The sequence below is a fragment of the Rhodanobacter sp. 7MK24 genome (assembly GCF_014842995.1).
In the GTDB taxonomy this organism is placed as follows: Bacteria; Pseudomonadota; Gammaproteobacteria; order Xanthomonadales; family Rhodanobacteraceae; genus Rhodanobacter_A.
In genome coordinates this window covers 111,792-133,721 of sequence record NZ_JACYXL010000008.1, presented here as the reverse complement: position 1 = coordinate 133,721, position 21,930 = coordinate 111,792, and the positions used below count along the sequence as shown (strand labels likewise).

Sequence of the window (21,930 nt, the reverse complement as noted above, 5' to 3'; positions counted from 1 at the left end):
TCCATTGCTTCCATTGCTTCACTCTCCGCGCAAGGCGTGCATCGGCGCCGTCCGCCCTGCCCGCACTGCAGGCACCAGGCAGGCCAGCACGCCGGCACACGCAAGCACCACGCAGGCGACGAGTACGGCCCAGGGATCGAACACGCTGCGTCCCAGCTGCACCACCACCGCGCGCAGCACGCCCGCGCCGGCTGCGCCCAGCACCACGCCGGCCGCGAGACCCAGCACGATCTGCAGCAGGCCTCCACGCAACACCAGCAGCAACAGGCGACGCGGCGACGCGCCCAGAGCGGCGCGCACGCCGAACTCGCGTTCGCGCGCGGCGACCGCCACCGCCATCACCGCATACATGCCCACACCGGCCAGCAGCAGCGCAAGACCACCCAGCAAGCCGACCAGCATGAGGTCGAATTTCGTATCTCTGGTGATGTCGCGCACGATCCACGCCATGCTGTACACGTGGTTGATCGGCTGGTAGGGCGCCACTTCGGCCACCGCCTGCTTCACCGCATCACCGTAGCCGTCGGGGCTGCCCTGTACCTTGATGGCGAAGCGCAGCGGCTCGTAGGTGCGGAACGCGCGCAATATGTCGTCCGGCATCTGCGCCAGCGGCAGGTAGAGGATGGGCGTCGCCGCATCCGGATCTTCCGGGCCGAACTGCCAGGTGCTGGCCACCACCCCCACGATGCGCGCCGAGAGCATGTCTGCCCCCGAGCCGAGCTGGATGATCTGGCCCAGCGCACGGCCGTGGTAGTGCTGGTCGGCGAATTTCTGGTTGACGATGGCCACCGCCTCACCGCCCCGCACATCGGCATCGGCGAACAGGCGACCCTGCAGCAGGCGTATGCCGAATACCCCGAAGAAACCCGGGTCAGCCGCATGTAACTGTGCGTTGAAATCCTCGCCACCCGGCACATGCATGTTCATCCGCCACTGGCCGCTGAAATCGCCTGCCGGCAGGTTGGTACCCACCGCGGCCTGGCGCACGCCGGGAATCTGGCGCAGGCGTTCGACCAGCCGCTGCGACAAGAGCTGCACGGAAGCGGCGTCGGGATAGGTCGTCTTGACCGGCGCGAGTTCGAAGGTGAGCACACCACGCGCATCAAAGCCGAGGTCCACCTTCGCGTTGTCGAGCAGGGTGCGCAGGAACACGCCGGCCGCGCAAAGCAGCAGCGAGGCCAGCGCCACCTGGGCGATCACCAGCACGCGACCCAACAGGCCACTGCGCCGGCTGAAGCCGCTGCGGCCGCCTTCGCGCAGGCTGTCTGCCGACAATGCGGCATGACCACGCCACAAGCCCAGCAAGGTGGCGACCAGCGCGCCGAACAGGCCGACCGCAATAGCCAGCGCCCACGCCGGCCAGCCGAGACTCAGGCCGCCGGGACGCGTCCAGTCCACCACCATCCAATCGGCCGGCATCCACGTGCGTATCGCCGACAGGCCCATGCCTGCCAATGCCTGCCCGAACAATACGCCGAGCAGACCGACCAGTACGCCGTCGGCCATCGAAGGCAGCGCCACGCGCCACGGCGAAGCACCGAGCGCACCGCGCACGGAGGCGTCGTGGCTGCGCCCCATCGCACGCAGCATCATCAGGTTGGTGAGGTTGACCAGCGCGATCAGCAGCAACAGTGCGGCACTGGCCAGCCACATCAACGAGGTCGCACGCGAGCCCTGGTGTTCTTCCGCGCCGAAATCCTGCGTGGCGAAATGCGCCCGTAGCCAGTAATCGCTGGCGTATGCCTTGTGGCCTTGCGTCACGTAGAAGGTATGCAGCCGTGTCTGCACTTGCACAGCCAGCGCCTCGCGGGAAAAGCCGGGGGCCAGACGCGCCACCGCGGTGTAGTCGGTAGAGTCGTTCGGTGTGTTCGCGCGGAATGCGACCGGCAACGCGATCGATGCCTGGCCGAGGTCGAAACCCGCCGGCAACACGCCGACGATGGTGTGCGCAACGCCTTCCACCTGCATCGTCTTTCCGACCACCGCAGGATTGCCGCCGAAGCGGCGCAGCCAGAAACCGTGATAGAGCAGCACCGCCGGCGGGCCGTGCGGCTGGTCTTCCGGCGCGGTGAAGTTGCGGCCAAGCACAGGCTGCACGCGCAGCGTGGGCAGCAGGGTGTGGTCGAATTCCTGCGCTTGCACCTGCACCGGCTCACCATCGCCAGCGATGTTCGTGGCGAGAGGATCGCTCTTGAAGATGCCGAGCGAATCCGCGCCGGGCAAACCAGCCAGTTGCTGGTATTGCTGCGGCGACGCACCCACCACATTGCCTTGTTCGACCTCGCCAAGCGCCACCAGCCGCTGCGGCTCGGGATAAGGCATGGGCCGCAGCAGCACGCCGTCGATCATGGTGAACACGGCGCTGGCCGAGCCCACGCCCAGCGCCAGCACGCCCGCCGCCAGCAACAGGAAGCCCGGCCTGCGCAGGCTGGCGCGCCATGCCTGCCCGATCTCGGTAAGCCAGGTGTTCATGCAGCTGTCTCCACGTGCAAGTGGTCCGTGATGTTTGGCCAAGGCGACGCCCGGCATACCGTTGCGAAATCCATGGGCTAATCCCCCTGCAGGACACGCATGGGCTGGATCCGGCCCGCGCGGATGGCGGGCACAAGGCAGGCAAGCAGGCCGAAGGCCAGCAACAGCACGCAGACGCCGCCCGCGACCCATGGGCCGAACGCTCCGTCCGTGCCGAGCTGGTTGAACGAGGTACTCAGCACGCGCGAGAACACCCCGGCCAGGATCAGCCCCAACGTCAGGCCGACCGCGATCCGTGCCATGCCGCCACTCAGCATCAGTGTGGCCAGTCGCATCGGCGACGCACCCAGTGCCGCGCGCACGCCCAGCTCGTGCTCGCGCGCCGCCACCGCGACCGACATCACCGCATACAGGCCGGTGCCGGCGAGCAGCATGGCCAGTGCCGCGAACACGCCACTGATCCATGCGCCGGTCTGCGTGCCGTCCAGTTGCTCGGCAACGGCTTCGCGCATGCTGCCCATCGCTGCCACCGGCTGCTCCGGCGCCACCTCGGCGACGACCGCGCGCAGCGCCTCGCCATAGCTGGCGAGGTCGCCCTGTACGCGCAGTGCGTAGTGCATCGGCCCAATCGTCCGGTAGCGGGTCATGAGCGCATCGGCCATCTGCGCCAGCGGCACGTAAAGCTCAGACGGAATCCGCCCGACACCCTGCTGCGGGAAGGTGTCGTCGACCACGCCAACGATGCGCGCCGTCCACGGCTGGCCTGGATGGGCTGCATCGTCCATCAGCACCTGCTGGCCCAGCGCGTGGCCGCCGTACATCCGCCTGGCCGCCGTCTGGCTGACGATCGCCACGGCCTCGCCACCCTTGCTGTCGTCCCGCGTGAACAGGCGTCCACGCAGCAGGCGCATGCCGAACAAGCGGAAATAATCCGTACCCACGGCACGGTAGTACACGTACGTCGGCATCTGGCCTTGCGCATGCGCAGGCATGCCGAAGGTACTGAAGTAGTCGTTCACCGGCAGGCTGGTAGCAGCCACCACGTCGAGCACACCGGGCACCTGGCGCATGCGGTCGACCAGTCGCCGCGACAACTCCGTCACCGACTGTACGTCCGGGTAATCGGCCCGCACCGGGGACAACGCGAGTGTCGCCACGTTGGTGTAGTCGAAGCCCCAGCGCAAATGTGCGTTGTTCCAGGACGCGCGCAGGAAGCTGCCACACGCGCACAGCAGCGCCACTGCCAGCGTCACCTGCGCGATCACCAGCGCGCTGTAGATCCGTCCCTGGTAACGCGTTCCGCCACTGCGGCCACCCTCACGCAAATCGTCGAACGAAGAGATGGCGCGGGCACGCCACAATCCGAGCATCGCCGACACCAGCGTCGCAATCAGCGACACCAGCACCGTCAGCACCACGGTGTGCATGCCCAGATGCATTTCGCCGCCAGTGACTTCGGCCGGGAGAATGCCGAGCAGGATCGCCACGCCCAGCAGCGCAAGCAGCACGCCAAAACCGGCAGCGGACAGACCCACCAGCAGGCTTTCACCGAGCAACGGCACGGCCATGCGCAAGCTCGATGCGCCCATCGCGCTGCGCACCGCGATGTCGCGATGTCGTGCCAGTGCGCGCAGCAGCAGAAGGTTCGTCACGTTGACCAGGGCGATCAGCAGAACCAGCAGCGCGCAAGCTTGGAACAACACCAGCACGGTGCCGAGTTGCACGTTCTTGGCGGCCTGATAATCCATCGCGCCGTAACGGACGTGCATGCCGCGATCCGTGGCAGAACGGTCGGCGACCGCCTTCAACCGTGCTTCCACCTGCGCGCCTACGGCGGCAGGCGTCGCGCCATCAGCGAGGCGGGCCACCGCGACGTAGCCGAGTTGATCGCCGGAGCCGTCGGGTGTCAGCTTGGCCGGCAGCAGGATGTCGCCGCCGTTCAACGTCGTTGCGTCGAAGGTTTCGGGCAGCACGCCGATGATGGTGTGCGGCATGCCCTCCACTTTCAGGCTCTGGCCGATCGCGTCCGGATTGCCGTTGTAACGAAGCTTCCAGAAGGCATGGCTTAGCAGGACGACCGGCGCCGGTTGCGTGCCGTCCTCGCCCGCCACGAAATTGCGCCCGAACTGGGGCTGTATGCCCATCGTGGGCAGCAGGCTGTGGTCGATGTAGGCCGCGGCCACCTGCTGCGGCACGCCGTTGCCCGCGATGTTGAGCGTCGCCGTGACGAACGACTGCAGGCCGATCGAGCGCACGCCCTCCAGGTGTTGCAATGCCTCGTACTGCCGCACGCTCACCTGCGGCGGCCATCGCGGCTCCAGCCTGCCCACGGCCAACAACCGCGATGCTTGCGGCACCGGCAACGGCTTGAGCAGTATCTGGTCGACCAGGTTGAACGCAACGGCGTTGGCGCCGATGCCCAGCGCCAGCACGCCACTCGCCAGCAACAGGAAACCGGGCCGGCGCAGGCTGGCCCGCCATGCCCGCCAGACCTCGGCGAGCCAGACGTTCACGCACCCACCTCGATGCGCTGGCCGATCAGCGCGTCGAGGCGCGATTCATCCTCGCGACGCAGGCGGTCGAAGGTTTCCTCGTCCACCACGCGGCCGTCGAACAGGCGCACCTTGCGCTGCGCGAGTTCGGCGTAGCGGGCGTCATGGGTGACCATGCAGATGGTGGCGCCGCCCTTGTGCAGCTCGTCGAGCAGGGCCATCACCGCCTCGCCGTTGCGCGAGTCGAGGTTGCCGGTGGGTTCGTCGGCGAGCAGGAGCGCAGGCCTGCCGACCAGCGCGCGCGCCACCGCCACGCGCTGTTGCTGACCGCCGGAAAGCTGGGCGGGATAGTGCCGCATGCGGTGCGCCATGCCCACACGTTCCAACGCCTCCTGCACGCGCGCGCGACGCTCCGCGTTGTCGATGCCGCCGCGATAGGTAAGCGGCAGCTCGACGTTCTCCTGCACGGTGAGGTCGCCGATCAGGTTGAACGCCTGGAAAATGAAGCCGATCTCGGCGTTGCGGATGCGCGCCCGTTGCGCGGCGTTGAGCCCGGCGACGTCGTGGCCGTTCAGCACATAGCTGCCGCCGCTGGCGGTGTCGAGCAGGCCGAGGATGGACAGCAGCGTGGTCTTGCCACAGCCGGACGGCCCGGAGATGGAGACGTACTCGCCGCGCGCGACGGTAAGGTGCACGTCGCTGAGCGCGTGGGTTTCCACCTCGTCGGTCTGGAACACCTTGCGCAGGCCGTCGAGGGTGATGACGTTGGCGGGGTTGGTCATGGGCATGTCCATTTCTTCTTGGGTATGTGCGGTTTTCCTTCCCCTCCGGGAGACAAATCGGCAGGACTGCCGATTTGCACGGCGATCGCCGCCCGAAGGGTGCGGGCCATGGATGGCCCGCATGAAGGCGGCCCGAAGGTAGAGGGGTTCAACTTCGTTGCTCACTTCAACTTGATGCGGTCGTATTTGTCCCACTGGCTGGCGTCGGAAAGGACCACCCGGTCGCCGATCTTGAGTCCACGCAGTATCTGCACGCGATCTACCGAGGCTGCGCCGATGCGCACCGGCACGCGCGTGGCGGTGTTGCCGTCGGGGTCAAGGCGGAACAGGCTGAGGTCGGCATCGGCCTGGGCGAGCGCGGGACGCCCTACCGAGAGCACGTCGCGCAGCTGCGCGATCAGGATGCGGCCATCCACCGAGAGGTCGGGCCGCGCACCGGGCGGCAGCTTGCCGGTGAGCACCACGTCCACTTGCACGCTGCCGTTACGCACGGCCGGATCGATGCGCTCCACCTTGCCGTCGACGACGCCGTTGTGCGTGTCCACGCTGACCGGCATGCCCATGGCCACGTCCTTGGCCTGCACCTCGGGCACCTGCAGCCGCGCGATCAGCACGTCGGGCACCGCCACGCGCGCGAGGTTGGCGCCGGCGGCAACCTGGGCACCTTCCTGCACTGCCACTTCCTGCAGCACGCCGGCGATGCCGGCCTTCACCTGCAATGCGTCGGCCTGGCGCTGGCGCAACTGCAGGTTGCTCTGCTGCTGCACCAGCGCGGCCCGCACCGCGTCGATCTGCGCCTTCATGCTGGCGGCGAACGCGGCGACGCGCTGCTGTTCGATCTGCATCCGGCCGTTCAACTGCTTCAAGGCAATCTGACCCTGCTCGTACTGCACGCGCGGGATCACCTGCGCCTTGATCGCGATGGTGTCGGCCTCGGCCTTGACCTTGGCCGAAGCGTAATCGGACTGCGCCTGCGCGAGGGCGGAACGCTGATCGAGCAATTGCGACTCGAGTTCGGCCCTCTTGGCTGCGACCTCGGCCTGTGCCGCAGCCACCTGCGCCTGCGCGTTGCGCAGCGCGTCCTCCACCTGCGGGTCGGATAGCTGCATCAAGACGGTATCCGGCTGCACCTGCGTGCCGGGCCATACGAGGATCTTCTCCACCTGTGCCGGCGTGGCGGCGGCCAACCAGCGGATCTCGCGCGGCACCAACGTGCCGGTGGCACGCACTTCGCGCAGCATGTCGCCCTGCTGCACGGCATCGATCCACAGGCTGCCGCGGTCCGCCGCAGGCAACGCCGGCCCCAACCGCCAGACCAACACGGCCAGCACGGCCACGAGGGAGGCGCAGGCCGTCACCATGAGGCGCAGCCGTCGGCGCTTGCGGATGCCATACATCGGGTTTGCGATATCCATGCGCGATACAAGGCAAGCCGCATGCCAGCATCTATCCGCGCAAAAATGCCTTGCGAATCAAGGGCAGCTTCCCGTGCCGCCGCCAGGCATGGCGAGGCACCGTCCGCATCCGGATCGCCGCGTCCGCAAACGGACGCCCGCTTGCGGTCAATCCGCCTCGCGCTGCCTGTGCAAGCCTGCCTGCATGATGCGGTCGGTCCATGCGATGCCGATGGCCGAGAGGATGAATACCGAATGGATGATGGTCTGCCACATCACCCCCACCGGTGTAAGGGTGGCGCACTGCAGCCCGGTGGCGGCTTCGCTGCTCTCGGCAATGGCCGTCAGTTCCGCCGGCGAACAGAACGGCATCCCCTGCAGCGCACCGGCGGCAATGAAGGTCTTCAGCAGATGGATCGAGGAAATCCCGATGATCGCCATCGCCAGCTTCACCTTCAGCACCGAGGCGTTGACGTGGCTGAGCCACTCCGGCTGGTCGGGATGGTTCTCCAGCCCGAGGCGCGAGATGAAGGTCTCGTAGCCGCCCACGATCACCATGACGAGGAGGTTGGAGATCATCACCACGTCGATCAGGCCGAGCACGATCAGCATGATCTCCTGCTCGCCCAGCTTCGGCGCCTCGCGGATCAGGTGCCACAGCTCCTTGCCGAACAGGAACACGTAGACGCACTGCACCACGATCAGGCCGAGGTAGAGCGGCAACTGCAACCAGCGCGCGTTGAAGATCAGCAGAGGCAGCGGGCTGAGCTTGGGTACGGGACGGTCGGACATGGGAAACTCCCGGTTGATGCTGCGTCAGCGTAGCGGGCACACACTATGCGCGCCGCCAGCGCGGCGAATCCGACGGCCCGGCTCAGTTCGCATCGCCCGGCTGGCGCGTCGCGTAATGCACCAGTGCGACGGCCATCTGCTGCTGGCGTGCAGGATCGTTTACACAGACGGAAAATTGCTTGAGCGCCGCCGAACCTCCGCTCGCCTCAAACGACTGGGCGAGGTTCCGATCCAGGTCGGGGCGGGGGATGGCCTGCCCCGGATGTTGAAAGCTCTGGATTACCCAGGCAATCAGCGCCTGGCCGGAGCCCGTCTCCAGAAAATCGGCCACCACGCGCGCGCGATCCTCGGAAATGCAATCGCGCAGCGAGGGCGTCACGATCTCCGCGAACGTCGCATCGGAGGTCATGCCGAGTTGTCGGCTCATCTGCAGGAGCACGGCATTCTGGGCGGAGGAAGGCGGCAGCTGCGCTATACCTCGCTGGACGCCCAACTGCATGATCTGCGCGATGTGGTAATCGATCAGCAGCCGTTGCAACTGCCGGTTGCCGGACGACGCGCCTTCCTGCGCCACGGCATTTCCCGCATGCCCCATCACCAGCATCGCCATCACCGCGGCGCATAGCCACTGCTTCAGCTTCATGCCAACCCCCAGTTCCGGAACGGAGCGGTGCGCTCCGTGCATATCCGATGGCTCCGGCGAAACATCCCTCATCAACCGGTGTTCTGCAACCCCTGCGCCACGCCGTTCACGCAGCTCACCAGCGCGCGCAGCAAGGCGTCATCTTGGCGGTCGCCCGCGCGCCAGCGTCCGAGCAGGTCGACCTGGAGCAGGCTCATCGGGTCGATGTAGGGATTGCGCAGGCGGATCGACGCGGCCAGGCGCGTGTCGCCCTGCAACAGTTCGCTCGCGGCCTTGAGCTTGAGCAGCCAGCGACGGCTGCGCTCGAACTCCGCGCGGATCAGCGCGAAGAACGGCTCATGCAGGTCGCCCGCGAGTTGCGAGAATGCTTCGGCGATGTCGAGGTCGCACTTGGCCAGCAGCATTTCCACGTCGTCCAGCGCATTGGCGAAGAACGGCCAGTCGCGCGCCATCTCGGCCAGCGCCTGTTCGCCGTATTCGGCTGCGCCCCATTCCAGCGCACTGCCCAGGCCGTACCAGCCGGTGATGATGGAGCGGCACTGCGTCCACGCGAACACCCACGGGATCGCGCGCAGATCTTCCACGCCGCGCATGCTGCGCCGGCGCGAGGGGCGCGAGCCCAGCGCCATGCGCTCGATCACGTCGATGGGCGTGGCGGTACGGAAGTAGTCCACGAATCCCTCGCGTTCGACCAATGCCCGATAGGCCTGCCGGCTGCGCGTGGACAGCTCATGCATGCGTTCGCGCCACTGCACCTCGCGTGCATCCTCGTCGCGCGGACGCAGGCTGGCACGCAGCACCGCGCCCACGGTCTGTTCGAGATTGCGCAGCGCCAGCGCGCGGATGCCGTACTTGCGATGGATCACCTCGCCCTGTTCGGTGACGCGCAGCCTGCCGGCCACCGAGCCGCGCGGCGAGGACAGCAGCGCAGGCATGATGCGCGCGCCGCCGCGGCTGGCCGAACCGCCGCGGCCGTGGAAGAACGCCAGCGTGATGCCGTGCTCCCGCGCCACTTCCAGCAATTCCACCTGCGCCCGCTGCAGGCCCCAGCGCGAGGCCAGCGTGCCGCCGTCCTTGCCGCTGTCGGAATAGCCCAGCATCACCCACTGGCGGTCGCCGCGCGCGGCGAGGTGCGCGCGGTACAGCGGGTCGGCCAGCAAGGCGCGCAGCGTGGCGGGGGCGTTCTTGAGGTCGTCGATGGTTTCGAAGAGTGGAGCGATGTCCAAAGGGACATGGCTTTTTGCGTTCGCCTCCCAGCTCTTATCAGACAACACGCTTCTTGCGATCACCTCCTCTCCCCTGCGGGGAGAGGGAGAGGATCCGGCGTGCTCAACCAATCCCCCATGCCTCGCCAGCGCCAGCACCGCCAGCACGTCGGCGGCGGAGCGCGCCATGCTGATGATGTAGAGACCGGTGGCTTCCGCGCCATAGCGGCGGCGCGCATCGCGCAACGCGGCGAACACGGCACGCAGCGAAGTCGCCACGCTGTCTTCGCTGTCGACGAAACCGCGTTCGCCACGCAGGTGGGCGTGCAAGGCGGCCACGCGCTCGTCCACGCCGCGCTGCGGCCATTCGGCATCGTTGAATAATGCGCCCAGCGCATCGTCGTGCACGCGCGAATCCTGCCGCGCATCGAGTCGCGCAAGATGGAAGCCGAAGCTGCGTACGCGCCAGACCAGGCGCTTCACTGCGTAGGCACCCGCGTGCAAGCCGCGGTGGTCGACGAGGCTGGCGGCGATCAGTTCGAGGTCTTCGCGCAATTCCCCGGCACCGGCGTAAGCCTCGGGATGCCCGTCCTCGTGCGTGGCTTCCAGCCGCGCGCCGATCACGGCGAGCATGCTTCGGTAAGGCATGTCGGCATGGCGCGGCTTGATGTGCGAAGCAGCCTGCGGATAACGCGCGCGCACCTCGTCCAGCCGCTGGCGCAGGCGCGGATCGACCTGTACGCGACTGTCGGTCTGGCTGAGCAGGCGCGCCAGCGCGGCGACGTCGCCGATGTAGCGGTCCAGTATCTGCGTGCGCTGGCTGGCAAGCGTGGCAGCGATGGTATCGGCGCCCACATTGGGGTTGCCGTCCATGTCGCCGCCTACCCAGGTGGCGAAGGAAAGCAGCCGCGGCAGCGGCACCGCCACGCCGTACACCGCCTGCAGCGCGTCGGCCAGCGCCTCGTACAGCGCAGGCACGATGCGGTAGATCGGATCGGCGATATAGAAACTCACGTGTTCCCGCTCGTCCTGCACGCTGGGCCGCAGCGGCGAAGCCTCCGCTGTCTGCCAGCCGGCGGTGAGCGCCATGTGGATGCGTTCCTCGTCCTCGCCGCGTTCCTGCGGCGTGCGGCCGGCGTCGAAGCCGTCGACCAGGGCGCGCACGATGGCCTGCTCCTTCTCCAGCAGCGAGGCGCGCACCGCCTCGGTGGGATGCGCGGTGAACACCGGCTCCACTTCCAGCTTGAGCAGCCAGTCGAGCAGTTCAGGCGCGCCCACGCCCTGCGCCTTCAGGCGCTCCAGCACGTCGCGCAGCGACTCCGGCTGCGGTGCGCCGCCCTCGCGCTGATAGTCGCGGCGACGGCGGATGCGGTGCACGCGCTCGGCGATGTTCACCGCGTTGAAATAGGTGGCGAAGGCACGTGCCAGCGCTTCGGCATGCGCCACGTCGAGCCCGGCCAAGGGGGCCGTCAACTCGGCCAGCGGCGCGCCCTCCTGCCGGCGCGCGATGGCCGCCACACGCACGTGTTCCACTTCGTCGAGGAAAGCCGGCGCCACCTGTTCGGCCAGCATGCGGCCCACCAGGGCGCCCAGCCGGCGCACGTCGTCGCGCAACGGGGCATCGGGCAAGGCAGGCTCGGGACTGCGGGAAGCATTCATCTCGACGGCGTCGACTCGCAGGGGTGGAATCCCGAGCCTAACGCATATTCAGGCTGATTTGTTGCGGCGCCGCATATGACTTTCCGTCATCGGGACGGGCTTTGCAGGCGCGCCGCCATGAAGGACGCAAACGCGGCACGAAGCTATACTTTCGGCTCCCCGTCGAGGGGCGCTGCGACCGTTGTCGAACGCGGAACCATCCGCAGAGCCTGCACGTTCCCGTGCGGACTCCCCGATCAACGGCCAGGCTCGACGGCACGAACTTGCAACGGCGCTCAATCACCGCACGCGTCTTCGCGGCAGCCATCAGCGCCGCGAAGCGTAATCACCCGGAGATTCACGATGGACGCCGCAACCCACGACTACAAGATCCGCGACATCGGCCTCGCCGATTTCGGCCGCAAGGAACTCGACATCGCCGAGCACGAGATGCCCGGCCTGATGTCGATCCGCCGCAAGTACGCCGCCTCCACGCCGCTCAAGGGCGTGCGCGTCACCGGCTCGCTGCACATGACGATCCAGACCGCCGTGCTGATCGAGACGTTGAAGGACATCGGCGCCGACGTGCGCTGGGCCTCGTGCAACATCTTCAGCACGCAGGACCACGCCGCCGCCGCCATCGCCAAGACCGGCACGCCGGTGTTCGCCTGGAAGGGCGAGACGCTGGAGGAATACTGGGACTGCACGCTGGACGCGCTGTCCTTCCCCGACGGCAAGGGCGGCTTCCTCGGCCCGCAACTGGTCGTCGACGACGGCGGCGACGTGACCCTGCTGATCCACAAGGGCTACGAGCTGGAAAAGGGCGACGAGAGCTGGGTCAACAGCACCTCGGGCAGCCATGAGGAGCAGGTCATCAAGAACCTGCTGAAGCGCGTCGCCAAGGAGCGCCCGGGCTACTGGACCCGCGTCGTCGCCGACTGGAAGGGCGTGTCCGAGGAAACCACCACTGGCGTGCACCGCCTTTACCAGCTCGCCGAGGCCGGCAGCCTGCTGGTGCCCGCGATCAACGTCAACGACTCGGTGACCAAGAGCAAGTTCGACAACCTGTACGGCTGCCGCGAGTCGCTGGCCGATGGCCTGAAGCGCGCGATGGACGTGATGCTGGCCGGCAAGGTCGCCGTGGTGTGCGGCTACGGTGACGTCGGCAAGGGCTGCGCGCACAGCCTGCGCGCCTATGGCGCCCGCGTGGTGGTCACCGAGATCGATCCGATCAACGCGCTGCAGGCGGCGATGGAAGGCTTCGAGGTCAACACCGTCGAGAGCACGCTGGGCCGCGGCGACATCTACGTCACCACCACCGGCAACAAGGACGTGCTGACCCTGGCCCATATGCAGGGCATGAAGGATCAGGCCATCGTCTGCAACATCGGCCACTTCGACAACGAGATCCAGGTCGACGCGCTGAACGCCTCGGGCGCTACCCGCCTCAACATCAAGCCGCAGGTGGACAAGTACACCTTCAAGAACGGCAGCAGCATCTTCCTGCTTGCCGAAGGCCGCCTGGTGAACCTGGGCTGCGCCACCGGCCACCCCAGCTTCGTGATGTCCAACTCGTTCTCCAACCAGACCCTGGCGCAGATCGACCTGTGGGCGAACAAGGACGCGTATACCGCCAAGGTCTACATCCTGCCCAAGAAGCTGGACGAGGAAGTGGCGCGCCTGCACCTTGAGAAGATCGGCGTGAAGCTCACCACGCTCAGCGCCGAACAGGCCGCCTACCTCGGCGTGTCGGTGGATGGGCCGTACAAGCCGGATCACTATCGTTACTGATAGCGGGACCGGCCATTGCCGCAAACGCAACGGGCGCCGCAAGGCGTCCGTTTTTGCGTCCGTCCCCGGCCGACCGCGCCATGTCGCGTGCTTTGCGACAATGCCGGCAATTCCGCCGCCGCCCTCACCGCATGATCATCCGCCCCCGCCCGAATTGGTTCCGCATGCTGTTCGTGCTGCGCGGCTCGGTTCTGCCCGACATCGCGCCGCAGCTGATCGGCGTGACCCTGCTTGCGGCAGTCATCACCGTGGTGCATGGCCAGGTGCTGTCGTGGAAGATCCCGCTCAACGTCATTCCGTTTTCGCTGATCGGCATGGCGCTGGCGATCTTCCTGGGCTTCCGCAACAGCACGAGCTACGCACGCTGGTGGGAAGCGCGCACGCTGTGGGGCACCGTGCTGAACGCCGGCCGTTCGCTGGTGCGCATGGGGCTCACGCTGGCGCGCGACGGCAGTGAGCCGGAAGTGCTGGGGCGTCGCACGATCGCCTTCGTGCATGCATTGCGCCACCAGCTGCGCAACAGCGACCCGCGTGCCGATCTCGAGCGCGTGCTCGATCCGGCGGACGCCGCGCGGGCCGCCGCGGGCAGCTACAAACCCGCCGTACTGTTGCTGATGGCGGACGAATGGGTCGGGCGCAACCTGCGCGAAGGGCGCATCGATGCAGCCTGCGTACCGGCCTTCGAGCAATCGCTGGGGCACCTCACCGACGCACTGGGCGGCTGCGAGCGCATCGCCGCCACGCCGATTCCGTTCACCTATTCGGTCATCATCCACCGCACCATCTATCTCTACTGCATCCTGCTGCCGTTCGGCCTGGTCGACCAGATCGGCGTGATGACGCCCTTGATCGTCGCCTTCATCAGCTACACGTTCTTCGCGCTGGAAGCCCTGGGCAGCGAGATCGAGGAGCCATTCGGCTTCGACGCCAACGACCTCGCGCTCGACGCGATGTCGCGGATGATCGAACGCACGCTGCGCGAGATGCTCGGCGAACCGCTCCCCGCGGAGCCGGTCCCGGGCAAGGCCGTCGCCCACCTGTCGACCTGAAAGAGCGTCAGGGTCGCCAGTTCGCGTTGCCCTCCCAGAACGCCACCGCTCGGCGGTAGGCCTCGCGATCCAGCGGCACGCCGGAACCTCCCTCTTCCACACCCAGCGCATTGCGCAGCATGGTGATCGGGGCCATCGGGATTTCCTCCGGCTCCATCGTATAGATGCAGCCGACGACGCCCCAGTCGGCTTCGATGGATTCGCCTTCCTTCGCCAGTTGCTCTCGGCCGTAGAGGATGACCACGAGCCAGTTCGCCACCGGCGGCTGCACACCCTCGAACCAGCGCACCAGCACCGGCAGCTCGGCCTTGGTGCGCGCCTCGTAGGCCGAGCGCAGCAGGTGACGGTTGGCCTCGGTGATCGGCGCGGTAAGGCAGCGCGTGGAGGTCCAGTTGCGGTGTACGTGCAGCTTGCAGAACGGCGCATAGCCGTCGAGCAGCTTGAACGGCACCTCGTCGTTGAGGCGACGCTGGAATTCCTCGGGCGTGCAGTCCTGGATGGTGTTCCCACGCGGCTCGCGCGGGAACAGGCGGGCACGGGCGAAGGGTGTGAGGACGATGGACATGGCCTGACCGATGGCAAAACGCCAGAGTAGCGCATGCCCCTGCCAGGCCCGCCCGGCCACCGCTGGCATTTGGACGTCTATCTTTTCATCGCGATGGATGTATAAAATCACCCGATACATCCATCGGGAACACCCATGCCCGCCATCAGCTTCGAATTCTTCCCGCCCAAGACCGACGAGCAGCGCGCCCAGCTGGACCAGGCTGCGCAGGCGCTGAAGACCTGGCAACCCGAATATGCGTCGGTGACCTTCGGTGCCGGCGGCTCCACCTTGAGTTACACCGGCGACACCGTGGCGCACCTGCATCAGGCGCACGGTTACACGGTGGCGCCGCACCTGTCGTGCATGGGCGGCACGCGCGCGGAAATCCGCGCCCTGCTCGACGGCTACCGGGCTGCGGGTTATCGGCGCATCGTGGCGCTGCGCGGCGACCTGCCGTCCGGCATGGCCAGTGCAGGCGATTTCCGCTACGCCGCGGAACTGGTGCGCTTCATCCGCGAACACTCGGGCGACCACTTCCATATCGAAGTGGCGGCCTATCCGGAAACCCATCCGCAAGCCGACGACGCGCTCGCCGACCTGCAGCACTTCAAGGCCAAGGTGGACGCCGGCGCGAACGGCGCGATCACCCAGTATTTCTTCAATCCGGATGCGTACTTCCGCTTCGTGGACGACGCGCACAAGCTCGGCGTACGCGTGCCCATCGTGCCGGGCATCATGCCGATCGCCAACTTCACGCAGTTGAAGCGCTTCTCCGACGGTTGCGGCGCGGAGATTCCGCGCTGGATCGCCAAGCGCATGCAGGCGCACGGCGACGACGCCGCATCCGTGCGCGCATTGGGCGCGGAAGTGGTGGCACAGCTGTGCCGACGCCTGCTGGACGGCGGCGCTCCGGCGCTGCACTTCTACACCTTGAACCGCGCCAAGGCCACGCGTTCGGTGCTGGAACAGCTGGCCTGATTCACGATTGCCCAAGCCGCGCATCGCTATGCTTGGGCAATGCGCCTATTCGCCCTGCTTCTGCTGATGTTTTGCACCCTTGCCACGGCAGCACGGGCGCAGGATGCGATCCACCGCTGCGTGGACGCACACGGCAATCCGCTGTTCACCGACCAGCCGTGCCCGTCGCAACTGGCCTCGCCGGCGCCGGCGCCAACCTCCAGCCTCGCGCCGCCCGGCGCACCGGTGCCGCTGCAACGCTGCGCCGCTACCGCGGCGGAGCTGCGCCAGCGCGTGATCGATGCCTTCGCCGCGCATGATCCCAACCGGCTCGCCGGACTGATGCTGTGGGGCAGCTACGGCAACAGCTCGACAACAGGCGATCTGCGCGCGCTGGCCCAACTGGTGCGACAGCCATTGCTGGAAATCCACTTCGACAACGAGTCGGCCGCCGGCCTGCCGGCACCCGCATCCTCCGCGGCACCACCCGCAAAAGAACTGCAGCTGCGCACCGATGACGGCGGCAATGCCGGCTTTGCGATCACCCACGAGGCCGGTTGCCTGTGGTTGCGCCAGATGGATTGAATCGACCCCTGCAAACCGCGGCGGCGCACTCAGGATCCTTGCGGCATGCTGCGCCGCAAATATCGGTGTGGAAGGCCCGGGTTTATCATGGGCAGTCCCCCACGGAGAGTTCCCATGGCGCAGCAGTACCCCGATTGGATCTGGCAGAACGGCACGATCAAGCCGTGGGCCGAGGCCACCACCCACGTGATGTCGCATGCGCTGCATTACGGCTCCTCGGTGTTCGAAGGCATCCGCAGCTACGCCACGCCGGACGGCGCGGCGATCTTCCGCCTCACCGACCACCTCACGCGCCTGTTCCACTCGGCGAAGATCTACGACATGGTGCTGCCGTACACGCGCGACCAGATCGCTGCCGCCTGCCGCGACGTGGTGAAGAAGAACGGTCTATCCGCCGCCTACCTGCGGCCGGTGGCATGGCGCGGTCTGGGCGGCTTCGGCCTCTCCGCCGAAACGCCCATCGACGTGGCCGTGGCCGCGTGGCCGATGGGCCCCTACCTCGGGCCGGAAGCGCTGGAGCAGGGCATCACCGCCTGCGTGTCGAGCTGGCAGCGCTTCGCGCCCAACACCATTCCGGCTGGCGCCAAGGCCGGCGGCAACTACCTGTCCGGCCAACTGATCGCGCGTGAAGCGCGTCGCATGGGCTTCGGCGAAGGCATCGCGCTGGCCTCCACCGGCCTGCTCAGCGAAGGCGCAGGCGAGAACATCTTCCTTGTATTCGACGGCGCGCTGCACACCACGCCGGCCAGCGCCTCCATCCTCACCGGCATCACCCGCCACTCGCTGATCACGCTGGCGCGCGAGGAAGGCATCGAGGTGATCGAGCGCGACCTTCCGCGCGAGTACCTCTATCTCGCCGACGAAGTGTTCATGTGCGGTACCGCCGCCGAAGTCACCCCGATTCGCGCGGTCGATGGCAAGCAGGTTGGTGCCGGCCACGCGGGCCCCGTCACCCGTCGCATCCAGGAACTGTTCTTCGGCCTGTTCAACGGCAAGACCCACGACAAGTGGGGTTGGCTGGAGCCGGTTTGATTTTCCGCTCCCCCGGCAGGCCCGGGGGAGCACATTGCAAGCCGCTATCATGTGCGGATGACCGACATCGCCTCCGCTCTTCCCGTCATCCGCCTGAAGTCCGACCGCACGCCTGGCCACCCCTGGGTGTGGTCGGCGCAAGTGCACAAGCCCGAGGGGCGCATCCCGCCGGGCAGCGTGGTGGATGTGGTGGATGCGAAGGACCGCTTCGTCGGCCGCGGCTTCTGGAACGGCCATGCGCGCATCGCGCTGCGCCTGCTCACCGCCGACCCTGCCGAAACCATCGACGCCAGCTGGATCGCCGCACGCATCGGCCGCGCCGTACGGCTGCGCCGCGAGCTGCTGGGCCTGGACAAGACCACCGATGCCTGGCGCGTGATCCATAGCGAGGGCGACGGCCTCAGCGGCCTGATCGTGGACCGCTACGCCGACATCCTGGTCGTCGAATACTTCGCCGCCGGCATGTGGAAATTCCGCGATGCGATCCGCGACGCGCTGCTGGCGCATTTCCCCGGCGCGCGCATCTACGGCTTCGCCGAAACACACGTGCAGAAGCAGGAATCCTTCGACTGCCGCACCAGCGAGCCGCCCGCGCCGGTGGCGGTGCACGAGCACGGCCTCGCCTTCCACGCCGCGCCCGGCGCTGGCCACAAGACCGGATTCTTCGCCGACCAGCGCGACAACCGCCAGCGCTTTGCGGAACTGGCGCACGGCCGCCGCGTGCTCGACCTGTGCTGCAACGCCGGCGGCTTCGCCGTACACGCGATAGCTGCCGGCGCACGCGAAGCGACAGGCGTGGACATGGACGCCGGCATCCTCGACATCGCCCGCGCCAACGCCGCCGCGAACAAGGTCGCGGTGGATTTCCAGCAGGCCGACATCTTCGACTGGCTGCGCGACGCGGTGGCTCGCGGCGAAAAGTATGACGCGGTGATCCTCGATCCCGCCAAGCTCACCCGCGACCGCAACAAGGTGTTCGATGCGCTGAAGAAGTACTTCGCGATGAACCGCCTTGCGCTGGACGTGATCCCGCCCGGCGGCCTGCTGCTCACCTGCTCCTGCACCGGCCTGGTCAGCGAAGCGGATTTCCTCGAGATGTTGCGCCGCGTGGCGATCAACGCCGGCCGCGAGATCCAGATACTCGAAGTGCGCGGTGCCGGCGCCGACCATCCGGTGCGCGCCGACGTGCCGGAGAGCCGCTACCTCAAGGCGGTGTTCTGCCGGGTGGAGTGATACGGAAGCGACGCGCTTCCGTATCCGGCGACGGCCATACCCTGCCTTGGACCGGTGGACATACGGCGCGGCTTGCTTCTCCGCAACCGCTTTGCACAAGGCCGCTCCGATCCGGTTGCGGCACGTTGTTCAAGCGATCGGGGCCCGAGAACAAACGTCCACCATGGCGAGCGCCTCTGCCCGATGGCATCAGGCAGGTTCGTGCCACCTTGCTCACGGCTGCATTCGCTTCCATCCCGTCAGGGGAATATCGCCATTGGGACGCGCCGCGACCTGATAGCTCAGCACGTCGCCGTCCATCGTGTAATGGCGAACTTGCGTCGTCCCTTCCGAGTTGGGATAGGTCGAGCCGACCACGTGGAATGTCAGCGTGTGCGTGGCCGGATCGATCGCCACCGTTCCAAAATGGGAACTGGTCCCCATGATGGCTGCGCGAAATTCTTCGGGCGTGCCCTTGCTTCGATCATTGGCCGCAAACCTTGGGCGCGCGCTGTCAAAAATAAACATCGCGTAGTGCCCGTTGTGATCGACCTGGAATACTCCCTTGGGCGAGTCGCCGTAATCATGCCCGCGTGTGCCGTCGGGATGCCGGACATCGGCAAACGCAAGTGTCCAGGTACCTTCGAGGGCCGTGATCGAAGGTTTCATGGTGGCAGCCTCCGAGGCGGCCGCGGTATTCGCCAGTAAAAGCAACGCGCCGATGAGCGCCAGTGTTTTCGATGATTTCATGGGTCCAGATCCTTGTCGGCCTCCGTCAGGGAGGAGTGGTCATGGGCAATGCCGCAGGTATCGGCATCGTCGTTTGTGCGTTGGGCGATCAGGGGCTTCCGCAGCGGACAGGACGACCATGCGTCATCCCATGAAAGAGCATCACGTCTGTGGACGACGTAGCCATGCAGCGAAAGCAGATCGACCAAGGGAGACTTCATGCGAAGGGCGGTGCGTGAGGAAGCGGCGAGATGGAGGCATCACCGAAGCCGTCGGCATCGGGTGCAAAGCAGCGTAGTGGGGTACTATCTATTTAGAAAACACATGAATAGATATTTCAGTCATTACAAAATCACATGGTGATGGTGTGAAATCTCTCGACCTGGATGCTGTGCGGGCGTTTGTTCTCACGGCCGAGCTGCAAAGCTTCACGCGCGCCGCCGATGCGCTGGGCAGTACCCAATCGGCGGTCAGCCTGAAATTGCGGCGGCTCGAAGAGCAGTTGGGCCGACGCCTGCTGGAACGAACGCCGCGCCAGGTGCGCCTCTCTGCCGAAGGGGCCGCATTCGTCGAATCGGCGCGTCAACTGGTGCAGGCGCATGAGCGCGCCATGGCCTCTTTCGACGTGAAGCGGCGTCGACTGGTCATCGGCATCAGCCACCAGCTTGTGGGTAGCGAACTGCCAGGCTTGCTCAAGCGGATGAATCAGCACGATCCCAACTTGGTGATCGAGCTTCGCGTGGCTGGTTCACGCGAGGTCATGCAAGGCTACGACGATGGCGTACTGGACGCTGCCCTGGTACTGCAGCCGGAAGAGCAACGCCGACACGGCGAGGTGTTGTTCGATGAGTCGTTCGCGTGGATTGCCGCCGCGCACTGGGAACCCCGCGCAGGTCATCCGCTGCCACTCTCCACGCAAGGCGAGACATGCAGCATCCGCATGGCCGCCGTTGCCGCGCTGGATGCCGCCGGCATCGCGTGGACGGAGGTCTTTATCGGCAAAGGTGCGGCACTCGTGGGCGCGGCGGCCAGCATGGGATGGGCCGTTGCCGTCCTGGCGAGAAGGGCGGCCCCTGCGGGCACCATCGATATCGGGAAGGCGCTCTCCTTGCCTGCCCTGCCAACGCAACAAGTCGTGTTGCATTCGGCACTCAACGACCGGCGTTCCCGCCAGGCGCTCGGCACCTTGGCGACGGCCTTCAAGAATTTGTCTGCAGCGTAAGCGCCTTCGTCATCGTCTAGATTCGAACCTGGCTCGTTCCTGATCCTTGTTCACACCCATTGCACGTGGGGCATCGGGGTGTGCAACGGCAACATCCCGCCGATTCAGAAGTACGAAGGGCCGTGCGGCGCGTGATTCAAGCGCTGCGGGGGAGCCGCCCTCGCAGCGAAGTCGCATCGAACGGCCCGGGCTCTGCGATCAGCGCGCGCGCTGCGTCCACCTGGTCCCAGGTGTTCCACAGCAGCACGCCGCGCACGCGGTCGCGCTCCAGGTAATACACCACGCCCTCGCGATACGGTTCGCGCCAGTCCTCGACCGCCTGCAGGCGGGTGTCGAGCAGGCCGACGGCCTCATAGCCCAGGTCAAACAAGTCCGAGTAGAAAAACGGCAAGGTGTCGTAGTTGCCGGCGATGCCAGCCATCGCACGGCCGGCGTGCCGCCCCATGCTGACGGCGGCGTCCTCGTGTTCCACACGCAGGCGCCGGTCCAGTGCCGGGTTGTAAAAGTTGGCGATGTCGCCGGCTGCCCAGATGTCGGGATCGCTGCTGCGCAGTTGGGCATCCACCACGATGCCGTTGTCCACCTTGAGGGCCGCCTGTTCGGCCAGCGCGATGTTCGGTGTCACGCCGAGACCAGCCACGGCGGCCTCCACCCGCAACAGATTGCCATCGGACAGTTCCAGTTCCACGCCGCCATCGGTGGGCCAGCCGCCAACCACCCTCACGCCGGCGCGCACGTCCACGCCGCGCTGGCGGTAGTAGTCGTCCAGGTGACGCGCAAGGTCGTCGGGATAGCGGCCCGCGCCGATGTGGGCATCCGGAAACAGCATGCTCACCTTGCAGCCGGCACCGCATAGCGAGGCAGCCAGCTCGGCACCGATGAAGCCGCCACCGACCACGGCGATGGCCGCGCCAGGCTGGGCAAAACGGCGCAGCGCCTCGTAGTCGTGCAGCGTGCGGAAATGGATGACACGGTCGCCGCCCTCGAACGGCAGTCGCCGCGGCGTGGCACCGGTCGCAAGCAGCAGGCGACGGTAGTGGTAACCGTCGCCTTGCGTGTCGCGCGCGAGGTGTGCCGCATGGTCCAGCGCCACGATGCGCCGCCCGGCATAGAGCTTCGCGCCGCTGGCCGCGGTGCCCAGGTCGATGTCGGCCACGCGCTTGTCGCCTTTCCACAACGCCTTGGACAACGGCGGTCGCTGGTAAGGTGGCGAGGCCTCTTCGCCGACCATGCCGATGTCCGCCGCCGCGTCGGCCTCGCGGATCGCTTTCGCCGCCGCATCCGCCGCCATGCCGGCACCGATGATCAGGTAGTCGTGCGCGTGTTCCATGACCCGCTTCCCCGCAATGGACCTTGCCATCATGCGCGCCAGCGGCGAATGCGGCGTG

General features: G+C 66.9%; 18 protein-coding genes and 1 riboswitch. Of the genes, 7 read left to right on the top strand and 11 right to left on the bottom strand.

Annotated features, from left to right (window positions below; genetic code table 11):
• Window positions 1–18: 18 nt before the first annotated feature.
• The 7 genes from IHE49_RS13525 to ppc form a co-directional block, all read right to left on the bottom strand.
• A complete protein-coding gene (locus IHE49_RS13525) occupies window positions 19–2,472 on the bottom strand; it encodes an ABC transporter permease (protein ID WP_192158743.1) in 2,454 nt (817 codons plus the stop codon).
• A gap of 77 nt (window positions 2,473–2,549) precedes the next feature.
• Window positions 2,550–4,985, bottom strand: coding sequence for an ABC transporter permease (locus tag IHE49_RS13520; protein ID WP_192158741.1), 2,436 nt, complete (start codon window positions 4,983–4,985; stop codon window positions 2,550–2,552).
• On the bottom strand, window positions 4,982–5,746 hold the full coding sequence (locus IHE49_RS13515) for an ABC transporter ATP-binding protein (protein WP_192158739.1): 765 nt from the start codon (window positions 5,744–5,746) through the stop codon (window positions 4,982–4,984). The genes IHE49_RS13520 and IHE49_RS13515 overlap by 4 nt, the downstream gene beginning before the upstream one ends.
• Window positions 5,747–5,907: 161 nt before the next feature.
• Entirely contained in the window at window positions 5,908–7,161 is a 1,254-nt protein-coding gene (locus IHE49_RS13510) for an HlyD family efflux transporter periplasmic adaptor subunit (protein ID WP_192158737.1), read from the bottom strand.
• Window positions 7,162–7,308: 147 nt separating this feature from the next.
• The gene (locus IHE49_RS13505) at window positions 7,309–7,932 is read right to left on the bottom strand and encodes a TIGR00645 family protein (protein ID WP_192158735.1); all 624 of its coding nucleotides are present in this window, start codon (window positions 7,930–7,932) and stop codon (window positions 7,309–7,311) included.
• An 82-nt stretch (window positions 7,933–8,014) separates the two neighbouring features.
• Window positions 8,015–8,542 carry a hypothetical protein gene (locus IHE49_RS13500; RefSeq protein WP_192158733.1) on the bottom strand — a complete coding sequence of 176 codons (528 nt, stop codon included), beginning with the start codon at window positions 8,540–8,542 and terminating at the stop codon, window positions 8,015–8,017.
• A 104-nt stretch (window positions 8,543–8,646) separates the two neighbouring features.
• Window positions 8,647–11,439, bottom strand: a complete 2,793-nt coding sequence (gene ppc, locus IHE49_RS13495) for a phosphoenolpyruvate carboxylase (protein WP_192158731.1) — start codon at window positions 11,437–11,439, stop codon at window positions 8,647–8,649.
• Window positions 11,440–11,597: 158 nt separating this feature from the next.
• Window positions 11,598–11,723: riboswitch (S-adenosyl-L-homocysteine riboswitch) on the top strand.
• Between the two features lie 58 nt (window positions 11,724–11,781).
• Here ppc and ahcY point away from each other — a divergent pair.
• Together ahcY and IHE49_RS13485 are read left to right on the top strand one after the other, a co-directional pair.
• Window positions 11,782–13,209 carry an adenosylhomocysteinase gene (ahcY, locus tag IHE49_RS13490; RefSeq protein ID WP_192158729.1) on the top strand — a complete coding sequence of 476 codons (1,428 nt, stop codon included), beginning with the start codon at window positions 11,782–11,784 and terminating at the stop codon, window positions 13,207–13,209.
• A 131-nt stretch (window positions 13,210–13,340) separates the two neighbouring features.
• Entirely contained in the window at window positions 13,341–14,258 is a 918-nt protein-coding gene (locus tag IHE49_RS13485) for a bestrophin family ion channel (RefSeq protein ID WP_192158727.1), read from the top strand.
• A gap of 7 nt (window positions 14,259–14,265) precedes the next feature.
• On the opposite strand, the gene IHE49_RS13480 is transcribed toward IHE49_RS13485, so the two are convergent.
• The gene (locus tag IHE49_RS13480; protein WP_192158725.1) at window positions 14,266–14,823 is read right to left on the bottom strand and encodes a DUF3228 family protein; all 558 of its coding nucleotides are present in this window, start codon (window positions 14,821–14,823) and stop codon (window positions 14,266–14,268) included.
• A gap of 135 nt (window positions 14,824–14,958) precedes the next feature.
• Here IHE49_RS13480 and metF point away from each other — a divergent pair, with 135 nt between their 5' ends.
• The 4 genes from metF to IHE49_RS13460 all read left to right on the top strand — a co-directional run bounded on the left by metF (window position 14,959) and on the right by IHE49_RS13460 (window position 18,612).
• Window positions 14,959–15,783: a methylenetetrahydrofolate reductase [NAD(P)H] gene (metF, locus tag IHE49_RS13475; protein ID WP_192158723.1), complete on the top strand. Its 825-nt coding sequence runs from the start codon at window positions 14,959–14,961 to the stop codon at window positions 15,781–15,783.
• Window positions 15,784–15,849: 66 nt separating this feature from the next.
• A complete protein-coding gene (locus IHE49_RS13470; protein WP_192158721.1) occupies window positions 15,850–16,347 on the top strand; it encodes a DUF4124 domain-containing protein in 498 nt (165 codons plus the stop codon).
• Between the two features lie 114 nt (window positions 16,348–16,461).
• Complete coding sequence (locus IHE49_RS13465) at window positions 16,462–17,379, top strand: branched-chain amino acid transaminase (RefSeq protein WP_192158719.1); 918 nt, start codon at window positions 16,462–16,464, stop codon at window positions 17,377–17,379.
• Window positions 17,380–17,436: 57 nt separating this feature from the next.
• Window positions 17,437–18,612, top strand: coding sequence for a class I SAM-dependent rRNA methyltransferase (locus IHE49_RS13460; RefSeq protein ID WP_192158717.1), 1,176 nt, complete (start codon window positions 17,437–17,439; stop codon window positions 18,610–18,612).
• 213 nt (window positions 18,613–18,825) lie between these two features.
• Here the strand turns inward: IHE49_RS13460 and IHE49_RS13455 are convergent, their stop codons facing one another.
• Entirely contained in the window at window positions 18,826–19,341 is a 516-nt protein-coding gene (locus IHE49_RS13455; RefSeq protein ID WP_225578436.1) for a lipocalin-like domain-containing protein, read from the bottom strand.
• A complete protein-coding gene (locus tag IHE49_RS13450) occupies window positions 19,338–19,529 on the bottom strand; it encodes a hypothetical protein (protein ID WP_192158715.1) in 192 nt (63 codons plus the stop codon). The genes IHE49_RS13455 and IHE49_RS13450 overlap by 4 nt, the downstream gene beginning before the upstream one ends.
• Before the next feature lie 158 nt (window positions 19,530–19,687).
• Here IHE49_RS13450 and IHE49_RS13445 point away from each other — a divergent pair, with 158 nt between their 5' ends.
• Window positions 19,688–20,542, top strand: coding sequence for a LysR family transcriptional regulator (locus IHE49_RS13445; RefSeq protein WP_192158713.1), 855 nt, complete (start codon window positions 19,688–19,690; stop codon window positions 20,540–20,542).
• Window positions 20,543–20,678: 136 nt separating this feature from the next.
• Here IHE49_RS13445 and IHE49_RS13440 read toward each other — a convergent pair whose 3' ends face one another.
• Entirely contained in the window at window positions 20,679–21,872 is a 1,194-nt protein-coding gene (locus tag IHE49_RS13440) for an FAD-dependent oxidoreductase (RefSeq protein ID WP_192158711.1), read from the bottom strand.
• Window positions 21,873–21,930: the final 58 nt, after the last annotated feature.

Coding starts and splice junctions, on each gene's coding strand:
- IHE49_RS13505 (WP_192158735.1), bottom strand. CDS start 7,932: ATGTCCGACCGTCCCGTACCCAAGCTCAGCCCGCTGCCTCTGCTGATC.
- IHE49_RS13500 (WP_192158733.1), bottom strand. CDS start 8,542: ATGGCGATGCTGGTGATGGGGCATGCGGGAAATGCCGTGGCGCAGGAA.
- IHE49_RS13460 (WP_192158717.1), top strand. CDS start 17,437: ATGACCGACATCGCCTCCGCTCTTCCCGTCATCCGCCTGAAGTCCGAC.
- IHE49_RS13465 (WP_192158719.1), top strand. CDS start 16,462: ATGGCGCAGCAGTACCCCGATTGGATCTGGCAGAACGGCACGATCAAG.
- IHE49_RS13515 (WP_192158739.1), bottom strand. CDS start 5,746: ATGACCAACCCCGCCAACGTCATCACCCTCGACGGCCTGCGCAAGGTG.
- metF (WP_192158723.1), top strand. CDS start 14,959: ATGCCCGCCATCAGCTTCGAATTCTTCCCGCCCAAGACCGACGAGCAG.
- ahcY (WP_192158729.1), top strand. CDS start 11,782: ATGGACGCCGCAACCCACGACTACAAGATCCGCGACATCGGCCTCGCC.
- IHE49_RS13455 (WP_225578436.1), bottom strand. CDS start 19,341: ATGAAATCATCGAAAACACTGGCGCTCATCGGCGCGTTGCTTTTACTG.
- ppc (WP_192158731.1), bottom strand. CDS start 11,439: ATGAATGCTTCCCGCAGTCCCGAGCCTGCCTTGCCCGATGCCCCGTTG.
- IHE49_RS13440 (WP_192158711.1), bottom strand. CDS start 21,872: ATGGAACACGCGCACGACTACCTGATCATCGGTGCCGGCATGGCGGCG.
- IHE49_RS13525 (WP_192158743.1), bottom strand. CDS start 2,472: ATGAACACCTGGCTTACCGAGATCGGGCAGGCATGGCGCGCCAGCCTG.
- IHE49_RS13470 (WP_192158721.1), top strand. CDS start 15,850: ATGTTTTGCACCCTTGCCACGGCAGCACGGGCGCAGGATGCGATCCAC.
- IHE49_RS13510 (WP_192158737.1), bottom strand. CDS start 7,161: ATGGATATCGCAAACCCGATGTATGGCATCCGCAAGCGCCGACGGCTG.
- IHE49_RS13480 (WP_192158725.1), bottom strand. CDS start 14,823: ATGTCCATCGTCCTCACACCCTTCGCCCGTGCCCGCCTGTTCCCGCGC.
- IHE49_RS13485 (WP_192158727.1), top strand. CDS start 13,341: ATGATCATCCGCCCCCGCCCGAATTGGTTCCGCATGCTGTTCGTGCTG.